This window comes from Streptomyces luteireticuli (assembly GCF_041519305.1).
Classification (GTDB): Bacteria; Actinomycetota; Actinomycetes; order Streptomycetales; family Streptomycetaceae; genus Streptomyces; species Streptomyces luteireticuli.
In genome coordinates this window covers 2,102,574-2,126,024 of record NZ_CP167927.1, presented here as the reverse complement: position 1 = coordinate 2,126,024, position 23,451 = coordinate 2,102,574, and the positions used below count along the sequence as shown (strand labels likewise).

Annotated in this window: 24 protein-coding genes and 1 pseudogene; 14 read left to right on the top strand and 11 right to left on the bottom strand. The window is 73.7% G+C overall.

What is annotated here, in order from left to right; genetic code table 11:
• The first annotated feature begins 109 nt into the window (after window positions 1–109).
• The 3 genes from AB8735_RS08780 to AB8735_RS08770 all read left to right on the top strand — a co-directional run bounded on the left by AB8735_RS08780 (window position 110) and on the right by AB8735_RS08770 (window position 3,385).
• Window positions 110–1,267: a PP2C family protein-serine/threonine phosphatase gene (locus AB8735_RS08780; RefSeq protein ID WP_372406482.1), complete on the top strand. Its 1,158-nt coding sequence runs from the start codon at window positions 110–112 to the stop codon at window positions 1,265–1,267.
• Between the two features lie 191 nt (window positions 1,268–1,458).
• Window positions 1,459–2,796 (top strand): transcriptional regulator, encoded by a 1,338-nt coding sequence (locus AB8735_RS08775; protein WP_344027562.1) that lies wholly within the window; start codon window positions 1,459–1,461, stop codon window positions 2,794–2,796.
• A gap of 58 nt (window positions 2,797–2,854) precedes the next feature.
• Entirely contained in the window at window positions 2,855–3,385 is a 531-nt protein-coding gene (locus AB8735_RS08770; RefSeq protein ID WP_344027563.1) for an NUDIX hydrolase, read from the top strand.
• Window positions 3,386–3,421: 36 nt separating this feature from the next.
• On the opposite strand, the gene AB8735_RS08765 is transcribed toward AB8735_RS08770, so the two are convergent.
• Together AB8735_RS08765 and AB8735_RS08760 are read right to left on the bottom strand one after the other, a co-directional pair.
• The gene (locus tag AB8735_RS08765; protein ID WP_344027564.1) at window positions 3,422–3,679 is read right to left on the bottom strand and encodes a hypothetical protein; all 258 of its coding nucleotides are present in this window, start codon (window positions 3,677–3,679) and stop codon (window positions 3,422–3,424) included.
• A gap of 233 nt (window positions 3,680–3,912) precedes the next feature.
• Window positions 3,913–4,770, bottom strand: coding sequence for a 3-hydroxybutyryl-CoA dehydrogenase (locus AB8735_RS08760; protein WP_344027565.1), 858 nt, complete (start codon window positions 4,768–4,770; stop codon window positions 3,913–3,915).
• Between the two features lie 148 nt (window positions 4,771–4,918).
• Here AB8735_RS08760 and AB8735_RS08755 point away from each other — a divergent pair, with 148 nt between their 5' ends.
• Complete coding sequence (locus tag AB8735_RS08755; RefSeq protein WP_372406481.1) at window positions 4,919–6,148, top strand: glycoside hydrolase family 10 protein; 1,230 nt, start codon at window positions 4,919–4,921, stop codon at window positions 6,146–6,148.
• A 9-nt stretch (window positions 6,149–6,157) separates the two neighbouring features.
• On the opposite strand, the gene AB8735_RS08750 is transcribed toward AB8735_RS08755, so the two are convergent.
• Window positions 6,158–6,358, bottom strand: coding sequence for a DUF1918 domain-containing protein (locus AB8735_RS08750; protein ID WP_344027567.1), 201 nt, complete (start codon window positions 6,356–6,358; stop codon window positions 6,158–6,160).
• Between the two features lie 14 nt (window positions 6,359–6,372).
• Window positions 6,373–7,365 (bottom strand): DMT family transporter, encoded by a 993-nt coding sequence (locus tag AB8735_RS08745; protein ID WP_372406479.1) that lies wholly within the window; start codon window positions 7,363–7,365, stop codon window positions 6,373–6,375.
• Here AB8735_RS08745 and AB8735_RS08740 point away from each other — a divergent pair.
• Window positions 7,364–8,812, top strand: a complete 1,449-nt coding sequence (locus AB8735_RS08740) for a PLP-dependent aminotransferase family protein (protein WP_372406477.1) — start codon at window positions 7,364–7,366, stop codon at window positions 8,810–8,812. The two genes, AB8735_RS08745 and AB8735_RS08740, sit on opposite strands and share 2 nt — an antisense overlap.
• 181 nt (window positions 8,813–8,993) lie before the next feature.
• Here the strand turns inward: AB8735_RS08740 and AB8735_RS08735 are convergent, their stop codons facing one another.
• A complete protein-coding gene (locus tag AB8735_RS08735) occupies window positions 8,994–9,611 on the bottom strand; it encodes a TetR/AcrR family transcriptional regulator (protein WP_372406476.1) in 618 nt (205 codons plus the stop codon).
• Between the two features lie 49 nt (window positions 9,612–9,660).
• Between AB8735_RS08735 and AB8735_RS08730 the strand changes: the two genes are divergently transcribed.
• The 3 genes from AB8735_RS08730 to AB8735_RS08720 all read left to right on the top strand — a co-directional run bounded on the left by AB8735_RS08730 (window position 9,661) and on the right by AB8735_RS08720 (window position 13,237).
• Window positions 9,661–11,211 carry an FAD-dependent oxidoreductase gene (locus AB8735_RS08730; protein WP_372406474.1) on the top strand — a complete coding sequence of 517 codons (1,551 nt, stop codon included), beginning with the start codon at window positions 9,661–9,663 and terminating at the stop codon, window positions 11,209–11,211.
• 32 nt (window positions 11,212–11,243) lie between these two features.
• Window positions 11,244–11,825 carry a TetR family transcriptional regulator gene (locus tag AB8735_RS08725; protein WP_372406473.1) on the top strand — a complete coding sequence of 194 codons (582 nt, stop codon included), beginning with the start codon at window positions 11,244–11,246 and terminating at the stop codon, window positions 11,823–11,825.
• 101 nt (window positions 11,826–11,926) lie between these two features.
• Window positions 11,927–13,237, top strand: coding sequence for an MFS transporter (locus tag AB8735_RS08720; protein ID WP_372406472.1), 1,311 nt, complete (start codon window positions 11,927–11,929; stop codon window positions 13,235–13,237).
• A gap of 967 nt (window positions 13,238–14,204) precedes the next feature.
• Here AB8735_RS08720 and AB8735_RS08715 read toward each other — a convergent pair.
• The 3 genes and pseudogenes from AB8735_RS08715 to AB8735_RS08705 all read right to left on the bottom strand — a co-directional run bounded on the left by AB8735_RS08715 (window position 14,205) and on the right by AB8735_RS08705 (window position 15,404).
• On the bottom strand, window positions 14,205–14,696 hold the full coding sequence (locus tag AB8735_RS08715; protein ID WP_372411798.1) for a GNAT family N-acetyltransferase: 492 nt from the start codon (window positions 14,694–14,696) through the stop codon (window positions 14,205–14,207).
• A pseudogene (locus AB8735_RS08710) lies at window positions 14,682–15,170 on the bottom strand (N-acetyltransferase family protein); the annotation flags it as partial. The gene AB8735_RS08715 and the pseudogene AB8735_RS08710, both read right to left, overlap by 15 nt.
• Before the next feature lie 33 nt (window positions 15,171–15,203).
• Complete coding sequence (locus tag AB8735_RS08705; protein WP_344027579.1) at window positions 15,204–15,404, bottom strand: hypothetical protein; 201 nt, start codon at window positions 15,402–15,404, stop codon at window positions 15,204–15,206.
• A 157-nt stretch (window positions 15,405–15,561) separates the two neighbouring features.
• Between AB8735_RS08705 and AB8735_RS08700 the strand changes: the two genes are divergently transcribed.
• The 3 genes from AB8735_RS08700 to AB8735_RS08690 all read left to right on the top strand — a co-directional run bounded on the left by AB8735_RS08700 (window position 15,562) and on the right by AB8735_RS08690 (window position 18,070).
• Window positions 15,562–16,719: a histidine kinase gene (locus tag AB8735_RS08700; protein WP_344027581.1), complete on the top strand. Its 1,158-nt coding sequence runs from the start codon at window positions 15,562–15,564 to the stop codon at window positions 16,717–16,719.
• Window positions 16,720–16,817: 98 nt separating this feature from the next.
• Window positions 16,818–17,531: a response regulator gene (locus AB8735_RS08695; RefSeq protein ID WP_372411797.1), complete on the top strand. Its 714-nt coding sequence runs from the start codon at window positions 16,818–16,820 to the stop codon at window positions 17,529–17,531.
• Between the two features lie 74 nt (window positions 17,532–17,605).
• A complete protein-coding gene (locus AB8735_RS08690) occupies window positions 17,606–18,070 on the top strand; it encodes a carboxymuconolactone decarboxylase family protein (protein ID WP_344027585.1) in 465 nt (154 codons plus the stop codon).
• 15 nt (window positions 18,071–18,085) lie between these two features.
• Here AB8735_RS08690 and AB8735_RS08685 read toward each other — a convergent pair whose 3' ends face one another.
• Window positions 18,086–19,309 carry a beta-ketoacyl synthase gene (locus AB8735_RS08685; protein ID WP_372406471.1) on the bottom strand — a complete coding sequence of 408 codons (1,224 nt, stop codon included), beginning with the start codon at window positions 19,307–19,309 and terminating at the stop codon, window positions 18,086–18,088.
• A gap of 83 nt (window positions 19,310–19,392) precedes the next feature.
• Here AB8735_RS08685 and AB8735_RS08680 point away from each other — a divergent pair, with 83 nt between their 5' ends.
• Complete coding sequence (locus AB8735_RS08680; RefSeq protein WP_344027589.1) at window positions 19,393–20,007, top strand: TetR/AcrR family transcriptional regulator; 615 nt, start codon at window positions 19,393–19,395, stop codon at window positions 20,005–20,007.
• Here AB8735_RS08680 and AB8735_RS08675 read toward each other — a convergent pair.
• Window positions 19,961–20,362 carry a hypothetical protein gene (locus AB8735_RS08675; protein ID WP_344027591.1) on the bottom strand — a complete coding sequence of 134 codons (402 nt, stop codon included), beginning with the start codon at window positions 20,360–20,362 and terminating at the stop codon, window positions 19,961–19,963. The two genes, AB8735_RS08680 and AB8735_RS08675, sit on opposite strands and share 47 nt — an antisense overlap.
• 148 nt (window positions 20,363–20,510) lie before the next feature.
• Between AB8735_RS08675 and AB8735_RS08670 the strand changes: the two genes are divergently transcribed.
• A complete protein-coding gene (locus tag AB8735_RS08670; RefSeq protein ID WP_344027593.1) occupies window positions 20,511–20,915 on the top strand; it encodes a cupin domain-containing protein in 405 nt (134 codons plus the stop codon).
• Window positions 20,912–21,946, top strand: coding sequence for a zinc-dependent alcohol dehydrogenase family protein (locus AB8735_RS08665; protein ID WP_344027595.1), 1,035 nt, complete (start codon window positions 20,912–20,914; stop codon window positions 21,944–21,946). Before AB8735_RS08670 ends, AB8735_RS08665 begins: the two co-directional genes overlap by 4 nt.
• A gap of 24 nt (window positions 21,947–21,970) precedes the next feature.
• On the opposite strand, the gene AB8735_RS08660 is transcribed toward AB8735_RS08665, so the two are convergent.
• Entirely contained in the window at window positions 21,971–23,359 is a 1,389-nt protein-coding gene (locus tag AB8735_RS08660) for a DEAD/DEAH box helicase (RefSeq protein WP_372406469.1), read from the bottom strand.
• Window positions 23,360–23,451: the final 92 nt, after the last annotated feature.

The window sequence follows — 23,451 nt, the reverse complement described above, 5'->3', positions numbered from 1 at the left end:
TCACTCAATGGGGTGGAAAAGCGGGCGCGGAACGTTACAGCGGGCGGCGCGCTCGCGAGAATCGAGCGCGTCATTGCGCGAGGGTCATTGCGCGAGGGGGAGCCACGGCATGATCCCTACCAGGGCGGCCCGCTACCGGCACGGTGCGATCCTCGTGCTGCCCGGCGTCTGGGTCGCCGCGGTGGTGACCTGGGAGTTGCTGAGTCCGCTCGGCACCCACTTCGTCCAACTCCTGGCCGCCGCACCGGCGATCGCCTGCGCCGGGACCGGACGCCGCCAGTGCGTTCTGCTCGGCGGCGGCTGCGCGCTGTTCGCCCTCGTCCCGCTGGGGCCGTCGCGCCATGGCGACCAGGACGTGCGCCTGGGCACCTGCTGCGCCATCCTCGTCGTCATCGCCGCGTCGTACCTCACCAGCCGGCGCGGCCTCCGGCTCACCCGCGAGGTGGAGCGCTTCCGCGAGATCGCCGCCACCACCCAGCACGTCCTGCTGCGTCCGCTGCCCTCGTTGCTCGACGGGCTGGCCCTGGCCGCCGGCCACCTCTCCGCCAGCGAGGGCGCGCTCGTCGGCGGCGACCTCTACGAGGCGCTGGCCACCCGGCACGGGGTCCGCGTCGTCATGGGCGACGTCCGCGGTCATGGCCTGCCCGCCCTGGCGACCGTCGCCGCGCTCCTCGGCAGCTTCCGCGAGGCCGCCTACGACGAGCCCGAACTCCCCGGGGTGCTGCGGCGCCTGGAGCGGGCCTTCCACCGGCGTCCGGTGCCCGAAGAGCCGTCGTCCGACGAGGAGTTCGCGACGGTCCTGCTGCTGGAGATCCGCCCCGGCACGGAGGTCGTCGCCCTCAACTGCGGCCATCCCTGGCCGCATCGCGTCGTCCGCGCGGCCGACGGGAGTGCGCACGCGGACGTCCTGTCCTGCGACGAACCGCTGCCGCCGCTCGGCCTGTTCCCGCTGCCCGCGGAGCCGCCGGTCCGGGTGCTGGCCCGGTTGCTGCCGGGGGAGTTCCTCGTGCTGCACACGGACGGCGTCGAGGACGCGCGGGACACGGCGGACGTCTTCTTCCCGTTCAGCCGGGCGCTGGCGGAGGCGGGGAGGGGGGTGGGCGGGCCGGCGGTGTTGGTGGAGCGGGTGCGGGCTGCGCTGTTGCGGCATACGAGGGGTGTCGTCGCGGATGACTGTGCGTTGTTGGCGCTGCGGAATGACCGGCCGCGGTGTGTGGGGGCGTTGCCTCCGGGGGTTGCGGGGGCGGTGCCGGTGGTCGGTGGCTGAGCTGTTGAGTTCTGCCCCTGGCCCGCCCTTTCACCGTTTCTTAGCGCTCCCGCTCGGGGGCAACGCGGCTGCGCCGCGTTCGTCCTCAAGCGCCGGACGGGCTGAAGTGCGCCCCCCGTCGCAGACGTTCGCACCCCGTGCGAATCCGCTTCCGTTACGCTGAGTCCACCGAGCGCTCACGGAGGGCGGCAATGGAGCCCAACACTCTGCTCGACGCAGTCCTGGACGAGGCGGGGATATCCCACGCCGGGCTGGCCGCCCATGTCAACGCGGCCGGCCGTGCCCGGGGTCTGGCGTTGCGCTACGAACACACCGCCGTGGCCCGCTGGTTGAAGGGGCAGCGGCCGCGCGGCCAGGTGCCCGACCTCCTCTGCGAGGTCCTCGGCGAGCGGCTGCACCGGCCGTTGACGCTCGACGACATCGGGCTGGGCACCCCGGGCACCCCCCGTGTCACCGGCACCCCGCTGTCCGGCTTCGTCGAGCGGGCCACCGCCCTGTGGCGCTCCGACGAGCAGCAGCGCGAGCACGTCGTCACCGCCCCGGCCGTCACCGGCACCCACGCCGTCATCCCGGTCTGGGAGTGGGAGAATCCGCCGGAGGACGCGGACGTCTCGCGGCGCGGTCTCACCAGGGTCTCGATGGACGACATCGACATGCTGCGCGCCGCCCGCACCCATTACGAGCAGATGTACCGGAAGGCCGGCGGCATCGCCACCCGCGGCCGGGTCGTCGGCTTCCTCAACGCGGAGGCCGCCCCGCTGCTGCGCGGCAGCTACTCCGACCCCACCGGCCGCCAACTCCACCGCGCCACCGGCGGGTTGGTGGCCGTCGCCGGCATCTGCGCCTACGACTCCGACGCGCACGGCCTGGCCCAGCGCTACTTCCACCAGGCGCTGCGCCTGGCGAAGGCCAGCGGCGACCGCGGCCTGGGCGCGTATGTGATCGCCCTGCTCGTCAACCAGTCCCTGTTCCTGGGGGAGTACCGGCAGGCCGTCGCCTTCGCGGAGTCGGCGCTGCGCTCCGGCGGGCCCCATCCGACCCCGGCGCTCACCGCCGACCTCTTCGCGATGCAGGCCAAGGCGTACGCCCGGCTCGGGGACGGCGCGGGGGCGCTGGCCTGCATCCGCCGTGCGGAATCCGCCGCCGAGCGCATCCACCGGGGCCAGGAGCCCGCCGAGACCGGCTACGTCCAGCCGGGGCTGGTCAACGTCCAGGTGGCCGAGGCGCTGCTCAGTCTGGGGGACCTCGGACCCGCCCGTGAGCACGCCGACCGGGCCGTCGACACCCCGGCCCACGACCGGGGCCGTGTCCACCGGCTCGCCATGCTCACGCACATCGAGCTGCGTCAGGGAGACGCGGACAAGGCGGTGGCCACCGCTCAGGAGATGACCGAGCAGGCGAGGGGCATGGAATCGCAGCGCTTACGCGACCGGCTCCGGGCGGTGCGCGAGCACCTGATCGAAAGCGGGTGCGCGGCCACCGCCGAGGCCGCCGAAATGATCGACGGGGCGCTGCGCGTGCCCTTGTGAGGACCCTTGTGAGGGCGACGCCCGGGTAGGTGGCCACCTCGGCGGAAGGTGGCAACACGTGCGTTGGAAGAATCTCAAGGAACTGACCGTCTATGAGAACCGATGGTTCCGGGTCAACCTCGCGGACGTCGAACTCCCCGACGGCCGGCATCTCGACCACTTCCTGATCCGGCTGCGCCCCGTCGCGGCCGCCACCGTGGTCAACGCGGCCAACGAGGTCCTGCTGCTGTGGCGGCACCGGTTCATCACCGACAACTGGGGCTGGGAGCTGGCCGCCGGCGTCGTGGAGGACGGCGAGGACACCGCCCGGGCCGCGGCCCGGGAGATGGAGGAGGAGACCGGATGGCGGCCCGGCCCGCTCAAGCACCTGATGTCCGTCGAGCCGTCCAACGGGCTCACCGACGCCCGGCACCACATCTACTGGACGGACGAGGCGGAGTACATCGGTGACCCGGAGGACGGCTTCGAGTCGGACCGCCGCGAATGGGTGCCCCTCAAGCTCGTTCCGGACCTGATCGCCCGCGGTGAGGTGCCGGCCGCCAATATGGCGGCCGCCCTGCTCCTGCTGCACCACATCCGGCTCGGCTGACGGACGGGACCTCTCCCGTGTCTTCGGGGACCGCGTTCACCGGCCGGCGGCCTGCCAGACGGCGAGCGCCAGGGCCGCCAGGCCGGTGAGCGCGGCGAGCGAGGGAAGGGGCCACTTGTCGTGCTCCAACGCCCGTACGCGCTCGTTGACTTCGGTGATCTCGCGCTCCGTCTGATCGTTGCGCTGGGTGAGCAGGGCGAGGTGCCCGTCGATGCGGACGACGCCGACATCGACCCTGCGCCGGAGTTCCGCGAGCTCACCCGCCTTGGCGGCGTGCTCGGGGTGGCTGGTCACGGTCCGTGCTCCTTCCGGGTCTTCCCCCGTGCTGGCTGACACGACGAGTCAACCGCGGGAAAGCGGGGAAGGGGAGCGTGTGCGGAGGGTGAGTACGAGCAGGCTTCTCACACCCTGTGTGAACGGGCGGACGGGAAGCCGTCGTTGACGGGAACGGGGAAGGTCCCCCCACTCCGGTGGGGGGACCTTCCCGGCGGGCCCGGCAGGTGTACGCGCTCAGCAGGCGTACGCGCTCAGTAGGTGTAGAAGCCCGCCCCGGACTTGCGGCCCAGCCGGCCCGCGTCCACCATCCGCTGGAGCAGCGGGGGAGCGGCGTACAGCGGCTCCTTGTACTCGGCGTACATGCTGTCGGCCACCGACGCGACGGTGTCCAGGCCGATGAGGTCGGCGAGCTTGAGCGGGCCCATGGGGTGGGCGCAGCCCATCTCCATGCCGTTGTCGATGTCCTCGCGGCCGGCGGCGCCGGACTCGAACATCCGGATGGCGGAGAGCAGATACGGGATGAGCAGGGCGTTGACGATGAAGCCGGAGCGGTCCTGGGCGCGGATCGCGTGCTTGCCCAGCGACTTGCCGACGAGCTCCTCGGCGCGCGCCACGGTCTCCTGCGAGGTGGTGAGCGCGGGGATGAGCTCGACCAGCTTCTGCACCGGCGCGGGGTTGAAGAAGTGGATGCCGATGACCCGGTCCGGCCGGGAGGTGGCGACGGCCAGCTTGACCAGGGGGATGGAGGAGGTGTTGGAGGCCAGGATCGCGTCCTTGCGGGTCACCACCTGGTCGAGGACCTGGAAGATCTCGGTCTTGACCTGCTCGTTCTCCACGACCGCCTCGATGACCAGGTCGCGGTCGGCGAACTCGCCGAGGTCGGTGGTGAAGCTCAGCCGGGCGAGCGCCCCGTCGCGCTCCTCCTCGCTGATCTTGCCGCGCTCGGCGGCCTTGGCCAGGGAGTTGGTGAGCCGGGTGCGGCCCAGCTCCAGGCGCTCGCCGGTGGTCTCGGCGACCTTGACGTCCAGTCCGGACCGGGCACAGACCTCCGCGATGCCCGCGCCCATCTGGCCGCAGCCGACCACCCCGACGCGTTCGATGTCGCTCACAGACGTGCCCCTTCTGATCCTTGCCGACCGGCGGGCGCCGATGCCCTGCCTCGGTCAGACGTTACTCCGCGTCCTGCCGTAAAGGGGGCCCCGGGGAGGGCATGCTGGGCGCTCGGGGTGTGACACATCCGACAAGGAGTGACCAGCAATGGGACGTATGACGCGAAGACGGTTCACAGCGGCCACGACCCTGGCGGCCGGCGGGCTCGCCCTCGGGGCGCCGCGGGCCTCGGCCGTGGCCGCGGCCAACACCACCGAGTTCCGTGGCATGTGGGCCGCGACCGTGGCCAACCTCGACTGGCCGTCGAAACCGGGGCTCTCCCCGGACCGGCAGAAGCGCGAGCTGCGCGCGCTCTACGACGCGGCCCTCTCCCGGCGGCTCAACGTCGTCATCCTCCAGATCCGGCCCACGGCCGACGCGTTCTGGCCCTCGCGGTACGAGCCGTGGTCGGAGTTCCTGACCGGCCATCAGGGCCGGGACCCCGGCTGGGACCCGCTGGGGTTCGCCGTCCGCGAGGCCCACGACCGGGACCTCCAGCTGCACGGCTGGTTCAACCCGTACCGCATCGCCAACCACACCGACCCCGGGCGCCTCGTCCGTTCCCATCCCGCCCGGGTCCATCCGGGCTGGGCCGTCCCCTACGGAGGCAAGCTCTACTACAACCCCGGGCTCCCGGAGGTGCGCCGCTTCGTCCAGGACGCCATGCTCGACGCGGTCTGGCACTACGAGCTCGACGGCGTCCACTTCGACGACTACTTCTACCCGTACCCCGCGGCGGGCAAGGAGTTCGACGACGACGCCGCCTGGCGCGAGCACGGCAAGGGCTTCCCGAGCCGGGCCGCCTGGCGGCGGGACAACATCGACCGGCTCGTGCGCGAGACGGGGGAGCGGATCAGGAGCCGCAAGAAGCATGTGCGGTTCGGCATCAGCCCGTTCGCCGTCTGGCGCAACAAGTCCACCGATTCCCGGGGTTCGGACACCAAGGCGGGGGTGCAGACCTACGACGACCTCTACGCGGACACCCGCAAGTGGGTCCGCGAGCAGTGGATCGACTACATCGTCCCCCAGGTGTACTGGCACATCGGCAACTCCGCGGCCGACTACGCCCGGCTCGTGCCCTGGTGGGCGAAGACGGTGCACGGCACCGGGGTCGACCTCTACATCGGCGAGGCCCTCTACCGGCAGGGCGCCTCGGGACAGCCCGCGCCCTGGCAGGACCCGGCCGAGCTCTCCCGCCATCTCACCCTCGCCCGGCGCCGCTCCGAGGTGCGGGGCAATGTCTACTTCTCGGCCCGGCAGGTGGCCGACGACCCGATCGGGGCGATGGCGCGCGTGGTGAAGGACCACTACCCGCGCCGCGCGCGCCCGCCCCGTTGAGTGTCGGTGTCAGGCGGTACCGGTCGCCTTGCGGTGGTCGACCACCGAGTCCGGGCCGGGGGACATGATCGTCTCGTGGCCCTTCGCGTCCCGGACCCGGTACGGCGGGGTCCCGTCGCGGCCCAACACCTCGACGATCTCCACGGTGTGGTCCTGCTGCCCGACGATCCTGCCGTGCACGACCAGTTTGTCGCCCTTGCTCGCATGCATCGGCGATGCCCCTCTCATCTGGATGACCGGGATACGTCCAAGTCTAGGTTCGCCGACCCGGCCGGGCGCGGTCTACGGTCCGACCGGGTCGGCGACCCCGCCCGCTGTGTCACGGCGATGCACACCAGCACGGCGACGGCGGCCAGCGGTGCAGCGGGGGCGAGCCGCTCCCCGAGCAGGGTCACCGACCACACCAGGGTCAGCAGCGGCTGGGCGAGCTGGAGCTGCCCGGCCCGGGCCACCCCCGTGAGAGCCATCGCCCGGTACCACACCCACAGGCCCACGAACTGGGAGACGCCCAGCCAGAGCAGGCCGGCCGTCGCACGGCCCGTGAGGTGGACGGGCTCGACGGCGAGCGCGACCGCCGCACCGGCCAGCGTCAGGGGCAGGCTCAGCACCAGCGCCCAGCCGATCACCTGCCACCCGGGCAGCTCCCGGGCCAGCATCCCGCCCTCCGCATAGCCCGCGGCGCAGATCAGCAGGGCGGCGAACAGATAGAGATCGCCCGTGCCGGGACGGCCGCCGCTCTGCTGCACCGCGAAGGCGACGACCACCGCGGCGCCCGTCAGCGCCGCGCCCCAGAACGCCTTTGAGTGCCGGGTCCCGGCCCGTACGGCCGCGTACGCCGCCGTGGTCACCGGCAGCAGGCCGACCACCGCCGCCGCGTGCGAGGTCGTCGAGGACCGCAGGGCGAGCGTGGTCAGCAGCGGGAAGCCCACCACGACGCCGGCCGCGACGACGGCCAGCGGTACGAGGTGGCGCCGGTCCGGCAGCCGCGCCCGGCGGGCCGTCAGGAAACCGGCCGCGATCAGGGTGCCGAGCACGGCCCGGCAGGCCGTCGCCGACCATGGGCCGAGGCCGTCCAGCGCCCAGACGGTCGCCGGGAAGGTCAGCGAGAACATGCCCACGCCGAGGAGGGCGAGGAGGGTGCCGCTGCTTCCGCTGCCGCTGTTTCCGCTGCGCACCGCTATCGCACTCGGTGGAGTAGCGCTATCTTGTGCTGTCATGCACGAGCGTAGCAGTGTGGCCGAACTCGCCGGGATCCTCCGCGGAGAGCTCGACCGCTACTCACCCGGTGAGAAGCTCCCGTCGAGCCGGTCCCTCGTGGACCGCTTCCGGGCCAGCCCCGTCACCGTCTCCCGCGCCCTGGCCGTCCTGACCGCCGAGGGCCTCGTCGTCACCCGGCCCGGGGCCGGCGCCTTCCGCGCGGAGCCGGCGTCCGCGCCCGCCGCCCGGGCGGAACGTGGCGACACCTCCTGGCAGCAGGTCGCGCTGAGCGCCGAACCCGGCGACCGGACGGTGCCCCGCTCCGTGGACGCCGGCCGGGTGCTGGCCGCGTTCACCCCGACCCCGCCCGGCGTCATCGACCTCTGCGGCGGCTATCTGCACCCCGCCCTCCAGCCCGAACGCGCCCTCGCCGCCGCGCTCGCCCGGGCCGGACGCCGCCCCGGCGCCTGGGAGCGGCCGCCGCTGGAGGGCGTCGGCGCGCTGCGCGCCTGGTTCGCCCGCGAGATCGGCGGGCCGGGCGGGGCGGTCGCCGCCGGCGATGTGCTGATCACCGCCGGCGGCCAGAGCGCCCTGACCACCGCCCTGCGCGCGCTCGCCCCGCCCGGGGCGCCGGTGCTCGTCGAGTCGCCGACCTACCCCGGCGTCCTCGCCGCCGCCCGGGCCTCCGGGCTGCGGCCGGTGCCCGTCCCCGTCGACGCCGACGGGGTCCGCACGGATCTGCTCGCCGAGGCCTTCCGGGCCACCGGGGCGCGGGTGTTCTTCACCCAGCCGCTGTTCCAGAACCCGACCGGGGCCGTCCTCTCCGCTGCGCGGCGGCGCGAGGTGCTGCGGCTGGCGCGGGCCGCGGGGGCGTTCGTCGTCGAGGACGACTTCGCGCGGCGGCTCGCGCACGAGGACGCGCCGCCGCTGCCGCCGTCGCTCGCGTCCGAGGACCCCGACGGGGTCGTCGTCCACCTCTGCTCGCTGACCAAGTTCACCTCGCCGAGCCTGCGGGTGGGCGCGCTGGCCGCGCGCGGCCCCGTCTTCGACCGGCTGCGCGCCGTCCAGATCGTCGACAGCTTCTTCGTGCCCCGGCCGGTGCAGGAGGCGGCGCTGGAACTCGTCGGCTCACCGGCGTGGGGGCGGCACGGGCGGGCGGTGGCGGGGGAGTTGCGTGTCCGCCGGGAGGCGCTGCTCGCCGCCGTGCGCCGCGAACTCCCCTCCGTCGCCGTCGACTTCGTGCCGCCCGGCGGCTTCCATATCTGGGCACGGCTGCCCGAGGGCACGGACGAGGCGGGCCTCGTCGCGGCGGCGCTCCGGGCGGGGGTGGCGGTGGCACCGGGCCGCCTGTACTACGCGGCCGAGCCGCCAGCTCCGTATGTGCGGATGTGTATGGCGGGGGTGGGCGGGGTGGGGGAGTTGGGGGAGGGGGTGCGGAGGTTGGGGGTGGCGTTGGGGGGTGGCTGACGCGGGGGAGTTTGCCCCTGGCCCGCCCTTTCACCGTTTCTTCCGGGGAGACCCCGGGCCCCATTCGCCCTTCGGGTGAAGTCCTCAAACGCCGGACGGGCTGAAAATCAGCCCGTCCGGCGTTTGAGGACACCCGCGCGGAGCGCGCAAGAAACGGTGAAAGGGCGGGCCAGGGGCAAACTCACCGCGCCAGCGGCAACACACCCCCCAGCGCCCCGAACGCCCGATCCACCAGCTCCCGATGCTCCCGCATCACCACATCCACCCGTTCACCCCCCAACACCCGCCCCACCGACGCCGCACACGCCCCCCGCCACGCCGCCACCGCCAGCGCCGCCGTCATCCGCGGCGACGCGTCGTCCGCGTCCGTCTCCGCGATCGCGGACGCCACCGCCGTCTCCAGCTCCTCGCTCCCCTCCCGGGCCCGCGCCCGCAGGGCCGGTGAGCCGAGCACGACCCGCCAGAACGGCGCGTAACCGACCGCCGACAGGGGGTGGTTCCCGTCGATGAGCCGCAGCGCCAGCCGGTGCAGGGCGGCGAGCGGGGACTCGTCCGGGTCCCGCTCCCGTACCGCCTCCGTCCACAGCGCGATCTCCTCCGGGATCCGGTCCAGGAAGAGGTCCTCCTTGCGCGGGAAGTGGTTGAAGACCGTCATCGCCGACACCTCGGCCGCCTTCGCCACCTCGGCCACCGTCACCTGCTCGAAGCCCCGCTCGAAGAAGAGCCGGGTGGCGACGTCGGAGATGCGCTGCCGGGTGTGCAGCTTCTTGCGTTCGCGGAGGGGGAGTTCGTCGGTCATGTGACCAAGGTTATATCGACTAAAAAGTTTTAGTCACTACAGTGAAGCCATGAACAGCCTCACCACCGACCGTCCCGACGTCGTCGTCGCCGGAGCCGGCCCCACCGGACTCACCCTCGCCTGCGAACTCGCCCTCGCCGGCGTGAGGGTGCTGGTCCTGGAGCGCCGCGCCGCCGTGGACACCACCATCAAGGCGGGGGCGATCAACACCCCCAGCGCGGAGGCGTACTACCGGCGCGGACTGCTGCCCGCCCTGGCGGAGATCCAGCAGGAGGCCATGGGCCGGTTCAGCTCGTTCGTGGCCCGGGCGCGGGAGACCGGCGCGGGGGAGCTGAAGCCCGCGCCGCGCTTCGCCGGGCACTTCGCCGCGCTCCCGCTCGACGGCAGCCTCCTCGACGTCTCCGACCCGGAGTTCGGCGACCCCGGCCCGGCCGCGACCGTCGGACTCGTCCCGCAGCAGCGGCTCGAAGAGCTGCTGGAGGCGCGGGCGGCGGAGCTCGGCGCGGAGATCCGGCGCGGTACGGAGATCAAGGGCTTCGAGGCCGACGACGAGGGCGTCACCGTCCACACCGACGCCGGAACCGTCCGCACCGGCTGGCTCGTCGGCTGCGACGGCGGCCGCAGCGCCGTCCGCAAGACGGCCGGTTTCGACTTCCCCGGCACCGATCCGGAGATCACCGGCAGGCAGGCGCTCGTCTCTATGGAGGGCGCCGAGGCGCTCGGCGTCGGCTGGCAGACCACGGAGACCGGGCACTACGTCCACGGGCCGATGCCCGGCCGCATCCTCACCGTCGAGTTCGACGGACCGCCCGCCGACCGCGAAACCCCGGTCACGGCGGCGGAGTTGGAGGACAGCCTGCGCCGCGTCGCCGGAGTGGACGTCACCGTCACCGCCGTGCACTCCGCCACCCGCTTCACCGACAACGCCCGCCAGGCCACGGCCTACCGCAAGGGCCGCGTCCTCCTCGCGGGCGACGCGGCACACGTCCACTCGCCGTTCGGCGGGCAGGGCCTCAACCTCGGTGTCGGCGACGCGATGAACCTCGGCTGGAAGCTCGCCGCAACCGTCCGGGGCGACGCCCCCGAGGGACTGCTCGACACCTACACCGCCGAGCGGCACCCCATCGGCGCCTGGGTGCTGGAGTGGACGCGGGCGCAGATCGCCGTCATGCGGCCGGGGCCGCACGCCCGCGCGATGCGGGCCGTCGTGGCCGGCCTGATGGGGACGGTCGAGGGCACGACCTACTTCGTCAAGAAGATCTCCGGCTCCTGGCAGGGCTACGACCTGCCCGGCGACCACCCGCTGACCGGCCGCAGCGCACCCGACCTGGCCCTCGCCGACGGCACCCGGCTCGGCGACCATCTCCACCGGGGCCGTGCCCTGCTCCTCGACCTCCACGACGACCCGGTGGTGCGGGCGGCGGCCGACGGCTACGCGGGACGGGTGGAGCTCGTCACCGCCCGCTGCCCCGAACGGCTGGAGACCGGAGCGCTGTTGGTGCGCCCGGACGGCTTCGTCGCCTGGGCGTCGGGCGCCGGCCCGGCGGCCGGGCTCGGTGCCGCCCTCCGCCTCTGGTTCGGGGAACCCGTTCTTTCTTGAACGATCGGTTTGGTTCGGGTAGCGTCATCGACATGGCCAGGACCAAGGAATTCGATCCGGACGTGGCGCTCCGTGCCGCGCTGGAGCTGTTCTGGCGCAAGGGGTACGAAGCCACGTCCCTCCAGGACCTGGTGGACCACCTCGGCGTCAACCGGGGCAGTATCTATGCCACCTTCGGCAGCAAGCACGCGCTGTACCTGCGGGCGCTCGACCGCTACTGCGAGGACAAGAGCGACGTGGCCATGGGCGTGCTGGGCCGGCCCGGTCCCGCCCTGCCCGCCGTGCGGGACCTGCTGCTCCTGTACGCGGCCGAGTCGCTGGACGACCCCCACCGCAAGGGCTGCCTGGTCACCAACGCCGCCGTCGAGGTGCTGCCCGGCGACGCCCAGGCCGAGCGGCGCGTCGAGACCGCCCTGACCGAGCTGGAGACGGCGCTCACGGGAGCGCTCGTCCGGGCCCGTAACCAGGGCGAGTTGGCCGAGGACGCGGACCCGCGCGCCCTGGCCCGCTTCCTCGTCACCTTCCTCCAGGGGCTGCGCGTCATCGGCAAGACCGCCGACGCGCGCCGGCGCCTGGAGGATGCCGTGGAGTCGGCGCTGAGCCTGCTGCGCTGACCCGGCCCCGCCCGGGTGTACCCCCTGGATCGCTCCAGGGGGCTTTCTTTCGCCCTTATATTGGAACGATCGGTTAGATATTCGGAATGAGTGATCCCGTCATGAGCCGAGCAGTAACCGTCCCCCGCCCCGTCTACGTCCTCTCCCTGGGCATCTTCGCGATGGTCACCAGCGAGTTCGTGGTCGCCGGGCTGATGCCGCAGATGGCCGAGGGGCTGGGCGTCTCCGTCCCCGAGATCGGCTACCTCATCACCGCCTACGCCGCCGCCATGGCCCTCGGCGGCCCGTTCCTCACCGTCGCCCTGCTGAGGCTGGGTCAGAAAAGCGCGCTCTTCACGCTGTTCGCCGTCTTCCTCGCCGGCAACGTGCTGGCCGCCACCGCCTCCGGCTACGGGGTGATGCTGGCGGCCCGCGTCATCACCGGCGTCGCCGCCCAGGCGTTCTTCGGCATCGCGCTCTCCCTCGCGCCCCAGCTGACCCCGCCGGCCGTGCGCGGCCGCGCCATCGGGGTGGTCATGAACGGCCTGATGCTCGGGACGCTCCTCGGCCTGCCGCTCTCCACCCTGGTCGGCGAACGCCTGGGCTGGCGCGCCGCGTTCTGGGCGATCACCCTGCTGACCGGGGCCGCCGCCCTGGCCACCGCCGCCGGTGTGCCCCGCCTCGGCCCGTCCGAGGGCGGCGGTGACGTCCGCCGGGAGCTGGCCGCCTTCCGCAACTCGCGGCTGTGGCTGGTGCTCTCCACCAGCGCCCTGACCATCGGCGCCACCTTCGCCGCGTTCAGCTATCTCAACCCCGTCCTCACCGAGGTCACCGGCTTCGGTACCGGCGCCGTCGCGCCGCTGCTGATCGCCTACGGCGCCGCCACCGTGGTCGGCAACACCGTCGTCGCCCGCCTCGCCGACCGGTACGCGCTGCCGGTCCTGCTCTGCGGACTCGCCCTCAACCTGGCCTTCCTCACCGGCTTCGCCCTGCTCGCCCATCTCGCCGTCCCCGCCGTGGTGTGCATGCTGGGCATCGGCCTGGCCGGCGTCACCATGAACCCGGCGATGATCGTCCGGGTCCAACGGACCGCCAACGCACGGCCGTTGGTCAACACCGTCCACTCCTCCTTCATCACCTTCGGCGTGATGATCGGCTCCTCGGTCGGCGGTCTGTCCGTCGGCCGCTTCGGGCTGCGCGGCCCGCTCTGGCTCGGCGCCGTGCTGGCCGCGCTGGGGCTCCTCACCCTCGTCCCCGACCTCGTCCGCGCTCAGCGCAGGCGCGCGAGGAAGACGTCCGCGACGCCGTTCGTGTCGCCCGGCACCACATCGGCCGCCTCGGAGGTGAACACCACGCCCCGCCCGCCCGCCGTCACCGACCCCGGCCCGGCCGTGGCCGCCTGCGCCGCCACCGGGCGGTCCGTATCCGAGTGAAGGTCGCGCACGCGGAGCACGGACGCGCCGTCCGCGTACAGCAGATACCGGCCGTCCGGGGCGACCGCCGCGCCCCGGACGCCGGGCAGCCGCCGCGCCGTCCCGCTGCGCAGGTCGCGTACGCGGGTGCCGTCGCCGGACGCCGTCACCAGCGTGCGGCCGTCGGCGCTCAACTGCACCAGTTCCGACGGGGAGCCGTCCTCGTACGGGGTGAGCGTGCCGGTGGTGCGGTCGCGCACCAGCACGCGGTGGCGGTCCTGGTCCTCGTACGCGACGTAACGGCCGTCGGCGCTCAGGGACGGGTCGCCCACGTGCCGGGCGGTGCTGCCGGGGCGGCTGTCGCTGACGGTCTCGGCGGCCCCGGTGACCATGTCCCGCACCTTGACCGAGCGCGGGTCCTCCGGGTGCCGGGGCGAGGCCAGATAGGCGACGTACCGGCCGTCGCCGCTGATGGACGGGCTGGAGCCGCCGTCGAACCCCGCGTCCGGGTCCACCCGTTCCTGCCGCCCCGTCCGCAGGTCGGCGCGGAACACGTTGATGGTGTGGCTGCCCCAGGAGATGTACGCCGCGTAGTGCCCGTCCGCGCTGAGCACGGGCGCGTTCAGCCCGCCGGGGACGGCCGTCACCCGGCCGGTGCGCAGATCGCGGACGTACGTCTCGGTGAGGCCCGGCCTGCCGCCGGGCACGAGGTTGGTGGCGTGGGACGAGAACGCCGCGTAGCGGCCGTCCGGTGTGATGGACGCGCGGTTCGACGCCCGGTCCGCCTGGGTGCCGTCGGCGGCCGTGCTCACGCGGGTGATGTCCGGCGGGTGGTGGGCGGTGGCCCGGGGCGTGGTCAACGCTGTGATGACGGCCGCGATGAGCGCGACCCCTGCGGTTCTTCGCATGCGGTCCTCCCCAGGTAGGCCACGGGATCCAACCGCAGGCGGTGCGGGACGGTCAATGGGGCCTGGGGGTGTCCGATGGGTCAGTGCGGAGCCGTCGGGCCGCCGGTCAGCGACTTGAACAGGTGCACGTCCGTGTGCCCTCCGGGGATCCCCGGGGACCGGCCGGTCTCGACGTAGCCGTGACGGCGGTAGAAACCGGGAGCCTGGAAGGTGAAGGAGGAGACGGCGGCCCGGTCGCATCCCCGCCGCAGGGCCTCCGCCTCGGCGGCGCGCAGGATCCTGCCGCCCCAGCCGTCCTTGCGGCTGTCCTTCCGTACCCAGAGCAGGTCCACGGTGCACAGGCCTCCCCAGGTCCGTGCGGTCAGCCCGCCGATCAACTGCCCGCCCGGATCAACGGCCTTGACCGTCAGCGCGCCACGGTCGGACGCGCCCGTGGCGGCCGAGTTGTGGGCGATCAGCTCCTCGGTCAGCCGGTCGAGCAGCGCGGGGTCGGCGTCGCCGACGGTCAGGGCCGGGCCGGGGGTGGGGCCGGACGCGGAGACCTCCGGTTCTCCCCCCAGCGCCCGGTACATCACGTGCAGCCCCACGAACCCCAGCCGGGGATGCCGGAACGCCCCGGGGACCGTCCCCACGACCTCGAAGCCCAGTGACCGGTAGAGGCCCACCGCCCTCGTGTTGCTCTCCACCACCGCGTTGAACTGCATGCCCCGGAACCCGGCGTTCCTTGCCCACCCCAGCGAGTCCTCCACCAGCGCCCGCCCCACGCCCCGCCCCGCGACCGCCGGATCGACCATGTAGCTGGCGCTCGCGACGTGGGAGCCGTTTCCCGGCCGGTTGGCGGCCATGTTCGCCGTGCCGAGGACCGCTCCGGACGCCTCGTCCACCGCCACGGTCACTCGGCCCGGCGGCCGCGCCATCCACAGCTCGCGCGCCTCGTCCGGGCCGATGTCCGGCGGGTACGGAAAGGTCTCCCCGGCCGCGACGATCTCGCGGAAGAACGACCAGATCGCGGGCCAGTCCACCCTGTTTGCCTCTCGGATCGTCATGCGGGGCATCATGCAGGGCGAACACCCCGCCCGTCACCGGGATTTCGCCTCCGCCAGCGCCCCCGCCGCGACCCCCAGCACCACGAACACCACGTTCGCATAGACCTCGTAGCCCTCGGGCGTCACATATCGCAGGAATCCGAAGAGCCGGAATCCTCCGATCCATTCATGGACCAGCCCGGCCAGCCCACCGATGATCAGGACGAAGCTCGCAAACCCCAGCACATTCTTCATGCGATCGACGGTAGGCACCCGCGCCCTCCCCGGGCATCGGCCCACGGCAGCCGGTCCGCCGACCGAAGTCGCGGGACGGGGCCCGGCCTGTCGTCCGAAGGTATCGGCCCGCGCCCGGGACCCCCTGGCGTCCGCCCCCGCGACGTACATTGCGGACATGACCCGCACCACCACCCGCGACCGCGCCGCCGACCTCGGCTTCTTCCTCTTCGCCGGCGCCTTCTCGGTGCTCACCGCCGACAACGCGCTGGCCGGCCGGGAGCTGTCCGAAGGGGCGCTGTTCGCCGACCAGCTCGCCGGCGGGCTCGCCTGTGCCGCGCTGTTCCTGCGGCGCCGGTGGCCGGTGCAGCTCGCCGCCGCACTGCTGGTCGCGGGCAGCTTCTCGCACTTCGTCACGGGACCGACGCTGGTCGCGATCTTCACCGTCGCCGCCCACCGGCCGCCCCGCGTCACCCGCTGGACCGCCGCCCTCGCCGCCGCCCCGGGCCCCCTCCTCCTGCTCCGGCAGCCGGAGTTGAGCGAGTCCGCCGTCGCCTCCGGGATCACCTACTACGCGCTGGTCACCTGCGCGTTCGGCTGGGGCCTGTACACCCGCTCCCGGCACCGGCTCATCGCCGAGCTGCACGACCGCGCCGAGCGGGCGGGGACCGAGGCGCGGCGGCAGGCGCGCGAGGACATCGCGCGGGAGATGCACGACGTGCTCGCCCACCGGCTGTCGCTGCTGAGCGTGCACGCGGGCGCCCTGGAATTCCGCCCGGACGCCCCGCCGGAGGACGTCCGCAGGGCCGGCGAGGTCATCCGGGCCAGCGCCCACCAGGCCCTGGAGGACCTCCGCGAGATCATCGGCGTACTGCGGCTGCCCACCGGGGAGGACGCCCCGGAGCGCCCCCAGCCGACCCTGCGCGACCTGCCCCGGCTCGTCGAGGAGTCGCGCGGCGCGGGGATGCGGGTGGACCTCGGCCTGCGGGTGGACGACGACGGGGAGGCGCCCGCGGCCACCGGGCGCACCGTCTACCGGATCGTCCAGGAGGGCCTGACCAACGCCCGCAAGCACGCGCCGGACGCGGCGGTCACGGTCACCGTCGGCGGCGGCCCCGCCGAGGGGCTCGTCGTCGAGGTGCGCAACGCCCTGCCCCAGGGTGCCCCGGCCGCCGCCATCCCCGGCGCGGGGCAGGGGCTCGCCGGACTGGCCGAACGGGTGCGGCTGGCCGACGGCCGGCTCGAACACGGCCGCTCCGGTGGCGACTTCGTCCTGCGCGCCCGCCTCCCGTGGGCGCCTGCCCGGCACGTTCCCGCCCCGGCGTGGTCCCGGTAGCCCCGGCATGGCACCGGCAGCCCTGGCACAGCACCGGTGGCCCCGGCAGAGCACCGGGTGGCCCTGGCACAGCACCGTATAGGGTGAAAACCCTTCAGATCAGCCCGACTTCCCAGGCGGCCCCGGTGACCGAGCGCATAGGCGAGCACGCCCCCGTCCGCGTCCTCCTCGTCGACGACGACCCCTTGGTGCGCGCCGGGCTCCGGCTGATGCTCGGTGGCGCGCCCGGCCTCGACATCGTCGCGGAGGCGTCCGACGGCGGCGAGGTGGCGGCCCTCGTGGACGCGCACGCGCCCGACGTCGTCCTCATGGACATCCGGATGCCGGCCGTGGACGGGCTCGCCGCCACCGAGCTGCTGCGCGCCCGTCCCCGTCCGCCGGAGGTGATCGTGCTGACCACCTTCCACACGGACGAGCTCGTGCTGCGCGCCCTGCGCGCGGGCGCCGCGGGATTCGTGCTCAAGCACACGCCTCCGGCGCAGATCGTCGAGGCCGTCCGGAAGGTCGCCGCCGGTGAGCCCGTGCTCTCCCCGGCCGTGACCCGGCAGCTCATCGACCGGGTGTCGGACGGCGGCGGCGACGGCCGCCGCGAGCGCGCCGCCCGGGCCCGCGAGCGGCTCGCCCTGCTCGGCGAGCGGGAGCACGAGGTGGCCCGGGCGGTCGGCCGCGGCGAGTCCAACGCGGAGATCGCGGCCGGGCTGTACATGAGCGTGCCCACGGTGAAGACACACGTCTCCCGCGTCCTCGCCAAGCTCGGGCTCAACAACCGGGTGCAGATCGCGCTGCTGGTCAACGACGCGGAAAACATCTGAGGATTCCTGTCACACATCGCCGCCGTGCTCCGTCAGTCCGGTGAAAGCACCGTACGAACGCAAGGAGAACGGCCATGGACCTCAAGCCCCGCCTCAAGAACCCCGCGAGCCTCCTCCCCGAGGCCCTGGACCCGATCATGGCGCTCTACAAGGCCGTCCAGCAGGGCGGAGTCCCGCAGAAGACGCTGGAGCTGGTCCATCTGCGGGTGAGCCAGATCAACGGGTGCAGCTTCTGCGTCGGCACGGGCGTCCGCTCCGCGCGCCGCGGCGGTGACACCGACGAGCGCCTCTTCGCGGTCTCGGCCTGGTGGGACGCGCCGTACTTCGACGACGCCGAGCGCGCGGCGCTGGCCCTCGCCGAGGCGACGACCCGGCTGGCGGACCGGACGGACGCGGTGCCGGACGAGGTCTGGGACGCGGTGGCGGAGCACTTCGACGAGAAGCAACTCGCCTCCCTCGTCCTGATGATCTCGCTGAGCAACTTCTTCAACCGGATCAACGCCAGCACCCGGCAGGTCGCGGGCACGCAGAGCTGGTGAACTCCCTTACGGGGCTCACTGCGCGGCGGTGAACACCAGCGACGCGTTGTGCCCGCCGAAGCCGAACGCGTTCGCCACCGCCGCCCGCAGCGGCATCCTGCGCGGCCCGCCCGCCACGACGTCGAGCGCCACCTCGGGATCGGGGGAGTCGAGGTTCGCCGTCGCCGGCACGACCCCTTCGCGCAACGCCAGGATCGCGGCGATCGCCCCGAGCGCCCCCGCCGCGCCGAAGAGGTGGCCGGTCATCGACTTGGTGGCGGTCACCGCCGGGTGGGTGCCGAGGGCCTCGGCCACCGACCGGGCCTCGGTCAGGTCGCCCAGGGGCGTCGACGTCGCGTGCGCGTGCACGTGGTCGATGTCCCGGGGTGACAGCCCGGCGGCGGCCAACGCCCCGCGCATCGCCCGCACTTGGCCCTCCGCATGGGCGGCGGTGATGTGGTGCGCGTCCGAGGTGACCGCGGCCCCGGCCAGCGCGGCGTGCGCGCGGGCGGCCCGCGCGGCGGCGAAGGAGGCGCGCTCCAGCACGACCACGGCCGCGCCCTCGCCGATGACGAACCCGTCCCGGTCGCGGTCGAACGGGCGGGAGGCGCGGGCGGGTTCGTCGTTGCGCGTCGAGTGGGCGCGGGCCTGGGCGAAGCCGGCCATCGGCAGCGGGCAGACGCACGCCTCGGTGCCGCCCGCCACGACCACGTCGGCCCGGCCCAGCCGGATCAGGTCCAGGCCCTGCGCGATGGCCTCGGCCCCCGAGGCGCAGGCGCTGACCGGCGTGTGGGCGCCGCCCTTGGCGCCGAGTTCGATGCTGACCCAGGCGGCCGGGCCGTTCGCCATCAGCATCGGGACGGTGTGCGGGGAGACCTTGCGGACCCCGGACGCCTCCAGGACGTCGTCCTGTCCCAGCAGGGTCAGGGCGCCCCCGGTGCCCGTGCCGACGACGACGGCCAGCCGCTCCGGATCGACCTCGGGCCGGCCCGCGTCCGCCCACGCCTCGCGCGCGGCGATCAGCGCGATCTGCTCGCAGCGGTCCATGCGGCGGGCCTGCACCCGGTCCAGGACGTCCGTCGGCTCGACCGCCAGCCGGCCCGCGATCCGCACCGGCAGGGACCGCGCCCACTCCTCCTCGATCCGGCCGATCCCCGACCGTCCGGCCAGCATCGCGGACCAGGTCGACGCGGTGTCCCCGCCCAGCGGTGTCGTGGCCCCCAGGCCCGTGACGACCACGTCGTTCGTGTCTGCGTTCACCGGTGGTTCCCTCCCTCGTCGTTGTTGAAACAGTCGTACCATAAACTCCGTACGACGACGGAGGCGATGGAGAGGTGATCCGGATGGGGCGACCCGCCGACCCGGCCCGGCGCGAGCGCACGCTCGCCCGCGCGGCCGACTACGTCCTGGCCAACGGCCTGGCCGGACTGAGCCTGCGCCCGCTCGCGGCCGCGCTCGACACCAGCCCGCGCATGCTGCTCTACGACTTCGGCAGCAAGCAGGAGCTGGTCGCCGCCGTCCTCGCCGAGGCCCGCCGCCGCGGCGCGGCGCGGGTCGCGGAGGACCTGCTGCCGGGGACGGCCACCCCGCAGGAGCGGCTGCGCGGCATCTGGGCGTGGATCAGCGCGCCCGAACGCGCCCCGTATGTGCGGCTGTTCTTCGAGGTCCACGCCGACGCCGTCGCCCACCCGGAGAACTACCCGGAGCTGCGCGACGTGGTCACCGAGTGGTTCGGTACCCTCGGCGCCACCTTTCGCGACCTCGCCGACGGGCCCGCCGACACCGTCACGCCGACGATGGTCATGGCCCTGGTCCGGGGCCTGCTCCTCGACCTCGCCGTCACCGGCGACCGCGAGCGCGCGGACCGCGCCGTCGACCGCTTCGCCGCGCTGCTCGCCTCCGGCGCACCCGTCACATCCCCATCGGCGGAATCCGGGACCGCATCCGCTCCACGGTGATGAAGCTCCGCCCGCGGCGGGCGTCGCGGTCGACCGTGCACGCGTAGTCCTCGCCGCCCGCCCCCTGCATCGTGCCGCGCGACCGGGCCGTCTCCGGCGGCCCGGTCACCGCGCTGAACGCCACCGGCGCGTCGGTCATCCGGTACGAGAGCGATGCCGTGCCCGTCTCCCCGGGCCGCCGGTCCGTCCCCACGTCGAACGTGTCCGTCTCCCCGGGCGCCAGCACGTGCCCGGTCTCCGGCGCCCGGTCGAAGCTGCCGGAGACGGACCGGGCGGTCAGTTCCAGGGGGTGGCCGGTCCGGTTGGCGACGGTCACCTCGTAGTGCTCGTGGTGGTGCTTGTCCATACGTCCCATACGTCCAGGGTCGGCGAACGACGGGACGCGCGCAGTCGGGCGACCGGTGGAGAGGGAGGTGGACGGGGGCCCGTCTGGCGGCCCCGTACCCGTGGTGCGAAGGTGAAAAGGACGGGGCGCTTCCCTTCTGCCCGGACGGGAGGACGGCATGGAGATGCTTCCGAAGGAACCGACCGTCAAGGGGCCCGCCAGGTGGTTCAGCGGCGAGGTCTGGTTCGACGTCATCGCCGCGGGCACCGGACCGTCGCGGATCCGCGTCAACGCGGTCCGCTTCACCCCCGGGTCCAGGACCGCCTGGCACCGGCACGCGGTCGGGCAGACGCTCCACGTCACCGAGGGCGTCGGGCGGGTGCAGGCCCGCGGCGGCGAGGTCCTCGAAATGCGCGCCGGGGACACCGTCCACACGCCCCCGGGCGAATGGCACTGGCACGGCGCGGCCCCCGGGCACTTCATGACCCACCTGGCGATGTGGGAGGGCGCCGGGGAGGGCCACGGCCCCGAGACCGAATGGGGCGACCACGTCACCGACGACGAATACCGGACGAGCCCATGAAAGCCACCCTGATCTACGGGGCCGGCGACATCCGTGTCGAGGACGTCCCCGACCCGAGCGTCCAGGAACCCACCGACGCCGTCGTACGCGTCCTGCGCACCTGCATCTGCGGCAGCGACCTATGGCCCTACGGATCCCGCCCCGCCACCGGGGAGGGCGAGCGGATCGGGCACGAATTCCTCGGCGTGGTCGAGGAGACCGGCGCGGACGTGTCCCGGCTGAAGCCCGGCGACGTCGTCGTCGCGCCGTTCGCCTACGCGGACAACACCTGCCAGTTCTGCACCGAGGGCCTGCACACCTCCTGCCCGCGCGGTGGTTACTGGGGCGCGGACGGAGTGGACGGCGCCCAGGGCGAGGCCGTACGCGCCCCCTGGGCCGACGGCACCCTCGTCAAACTCCCCGTCGCCGAGGACTCCGTCCTCCTCCCGTCCCTCCTCACCCTCGCCGACGTGTTCTGCACCGGCCACCACTGCGCCGTCACGGCCGGGGTCGGCTCCGGCACGACGGTGACGGTCGTCGGGGACGGCGCCGTCGGCCTCTGCGCCGTCCTGGCCGCCCGCCGGCTCGGCGCCAAACGGATCCTCCTCATGGGCCGCCACGCCTCCCGCACCGACCTCGGCCGCGACTTCGGTGCGACGGACGTGATCCCCGAGCGCGGCGAGGAAGGCATCGCCCGCGTAAGGGAGTTGACCGACGGCGAGGGCACCCACACGGTGCTGGAGTGCGTCGGCACGCGCCCGGCCCTGGAGACGGCGTTCGGCGCGGTGCGCGACGGCGGCAGGGTGAGCCGCGTCGGCGTCCCCCAGTACGAGGAGGGCCCGGTGGGACGCGACATGTTCCTCCGCAACGTCACCCTCACCGGCGGCGTGGCCCCCGCGCGCGCCTACATCGAGGAGCTGCTCCCCGACGTCCTCGACGGTGCGGTGGAACCCGGCAGGGTCTTCGACCGCACGGTCGGCCTGGACGAAGTCCCGGACGGTTACCGGGCAATGGCGGAGCGGGAGGCGCTGAAGGTGTTCGTCAGGCCGTGAGGGGTGCCGGGTGCGGGCCGCCCCTCAGCCGCCGCGGCGCACCCGGGCCGCCTTGCGGGCCTCGGCGAGCTTGCGGGCCTCGGTGGCCCTGCGGGACGACTTGCCGCCGGTGCCGCGGGAGGCGTCCTTGCTGGTGCCCAGGCCGCGGAAAGGGGTGTTGGTGTTCTTGGGGCGGGGCGCGGCGGGCCCGCCGTCGAGCGGGATGCCGGACGGGGCCTTGGCCCCGGTGATCCGGCTCAGCTCCGCCTCGCCCGAGCGCACCTTGGTGACCGTCGGCTCGATGCCGGCCTCGGCCATCAGCCGGCTCAGCTCGCGGCGCTGGCCCGACAGCACCAGCGTGACGACGCTGCCGGACTCACCGGCCCGGGCGGTGCGGCCCGCGCGGTGCAGATAGTCCTTGGGGTCGGTGGGCGGGTCGACGTTGACCGCGAGGTCGAGGTCGTCGACGTGCAGACCGCGGGCCGCGACGTTGGTCGCCACCAGAACGGTGATCCGACCGTCCTTGAACTGCGCGAGGGTCCGGGTGCGCTGCGGCTGGGACTTGCCGCTGTGCAGGGCCGCGGCGTGCACCCCGCTGGCCCGCAGATGCCGGGTGAGCTGGTCGACGGCGTGCTTGGTGTCCAGGAAGAGCAGGACGCGGCCGTCGCGGGCGGCGATCTCCGTGGTGACGGCGTACCGGTCGGGGCCGTGGACGACCAGCACATGGTGCTCCATCGTCGTGACCGCGCCCGCGGACGGGTCCACCGAGTGGACGACGGGGTCGTGGAGGTAGCGGCCGACCAGGTCGTCGACGTCGCGGTCCAGGGTGGCCGAGAACAGCATCCGCTGGCCGTCGGGGCGCACCTGGTCGAGCGCCTCGGTTACCTGCGGCAGGAAGCCCATGTCGCACATCTGGTCGGCCTCGTCGAGGACGGTGATCCGTACCCGCCCCAGGCGGCAGGCCCCGCGTTCGACGAGGTCGTGCAGGCGGCCGGGGGTGGCGACGACGACCTCGGCCCCGTCGCGCAGGGCGGCGGTCTGCCGGCCGATCGACATGCCGCCGACGACCGTGGCCATCCGCAGCCGCAGCGCGTCGGCGTACGGCGCGAGCGCCTCGGTGACCTGCTGGGCCAGCTCCCGGGTGGGCACCAGGACCAGGGCGAGGGGCTGCTTCGGCTCCGCGCGCCGCCCGGCCGTCCGGGCGAGCAGCGGCAGGCCGAAGGCGAGCGTCTTGCCCGATCCGGTGCGCCCACGCCCCAGGACGTCGCGTCCCGCGAGGGCGCTGGGCAGCGTGGCCGCCTGGATGGGGAAGGGCTCGCGCACGCCGAGGTCGGCGAGTGTGCGCAGTATCCCGGCCGGCAGTTCCAGGTCGGCGAAGGAGGTGACCGGGGCCGTTGCCGGGGTGGGGTCCGGGGTGGGGTCCGGGTGGTTCATGGAGAGCCTTCCGCAAGGGGGAACGTACCGAGGAAGGCCCGGCAGGAGTGGCAGCCGACGCAATGAGGGGAACGGGCCGGACAGCGTTTGAG

Coding starts and splice junctions, on each gene's coding strand:
- AB8735_RS08780 (WP_372406482.1), top strand. CDS start 110: ATGATCCCTACCAGGGCGGCCCGCTACCGGCACGGTGCGATCCTCGTG.
- AB8735_RS08775 (WP_344027562.1), top strand. CDS start 1,459: ATGGAGCCCAACACTCTGCTCGACGCAGTCCTGGACGAGGCGGGGATA.
- AB8735_RS08755 (WP_372406481.1), top strand. CDS start 4,919: ATGGGACGTATGACGCGAAGACGGTTCACAGCGGCCACGACCCTGGCG.
- AB8735_RS08750 (WP_344027567.1), bottom strand. CDS start 6,358: ATGCATGCGAGCAAGGGCGACAAACTGGTCGTGCACGGCAGGATCGTC.
- AB8735_RS08740 (WP_372406477.1), top strand. CDS start 7,364: ATGCACGAGCGTAGCAGTGTGGCCGAACTCGCCGGGATCCTCCGCGGA.
- AB8735_RS08745 (WP_372406479.1), bottom strand. CDS start 7,365: ATGACAGCACAAGATAGCGCTACTCCACCGAGTGCGATAGCGGTGCGC.
- AB8735_RS08735 (WP_372406476.1), bottom strand. CDS start 9,611: ATGACCGACGAACTCCCCCTCCGCGAACGCAAGAAGCTGCACACCCGG.
- AB8735_RS08730 (WP_372406474.1), top strand. CDS start 9,661: ATGAACAGCCTCACCACCGACCGTCCCGACGTCGTCGTCGCCGGAGCC.
- AB8735_RS08725 (WP_372406473.1), top strand. CDS start 11,244: ATGGCCAGGACCAAGGAATTCGATCCGGACGTGGCGCTCCGTGCCGCG.
- AB8735_RS08720 (WP_372406472.1), top strand. CDS start 11,927: ATGAGCCGAGCAGTAACCGTCCCCCGCCCCGTCTACGTCCTCTCCCTG.
- AB8735_RS08715 (WP_372411798.1), bottom strand. CDS start 14,696: ATGTACCGGGCGCTGGGGGGAGAACCGGAGGTCTCCGCGTCCGGCCCC.
- AB8735_RS08705 (WP_344027579.1), bottom strand. CDS start 15,404: ATGAAGAATGTGCTGGGGTTTGCGAGCTTCGTCCTGATCATCGGTGGG.
- AB8735_RS08700 (WP_344027581.1), top strand. CDS start 15,562: ATGACCCGCACCACCACCCGCGACCGCGCCGCCGACCTCGGCTTCTTC.
- AB8735_RS08690 (WP_344027585.1), top strand. CDS start 17,606: ATGGACCTCAAGCCCCGCCTCAAGAACCCCGCGAGCCTCCTCCCCGAG.
- AB8735_RS08680 (WP_344027589.1), top strand. CDS start 19,393: ATGGGGCGACCCGCCGACCCGGCCCGGCGCGAGCGCACGCTCGCCCGC.
- AB8735_RS08675 (WP_344027591.1), bottom strand. CDS start 20,362: ATGGGACGTATGGACAAGCACCACCACGAGCACTACGAGGTGACCGTC.
- AB8735_RS08670 (WP_344027593.1), top strand. CDS start 20,511: ATGGAGATGCTTCCGAAGGAACCGACCGTCAAGGGGCCCGCCAGGTGG.
- AB8735_RS08665 (WP_344027595.1), top strand. CDS start 20,912: ATGAAAGCCACCCTGATCTACGGGGCCGGCGACATCCGTGTCGAGGAC.
- AB8735_RS08660 (WP_372406469.1), bottom strand. CDS start 23,359: ATGAACCACCCGGACCCCACCCCGGACCCCACCCCGGCAACGGCCCCG.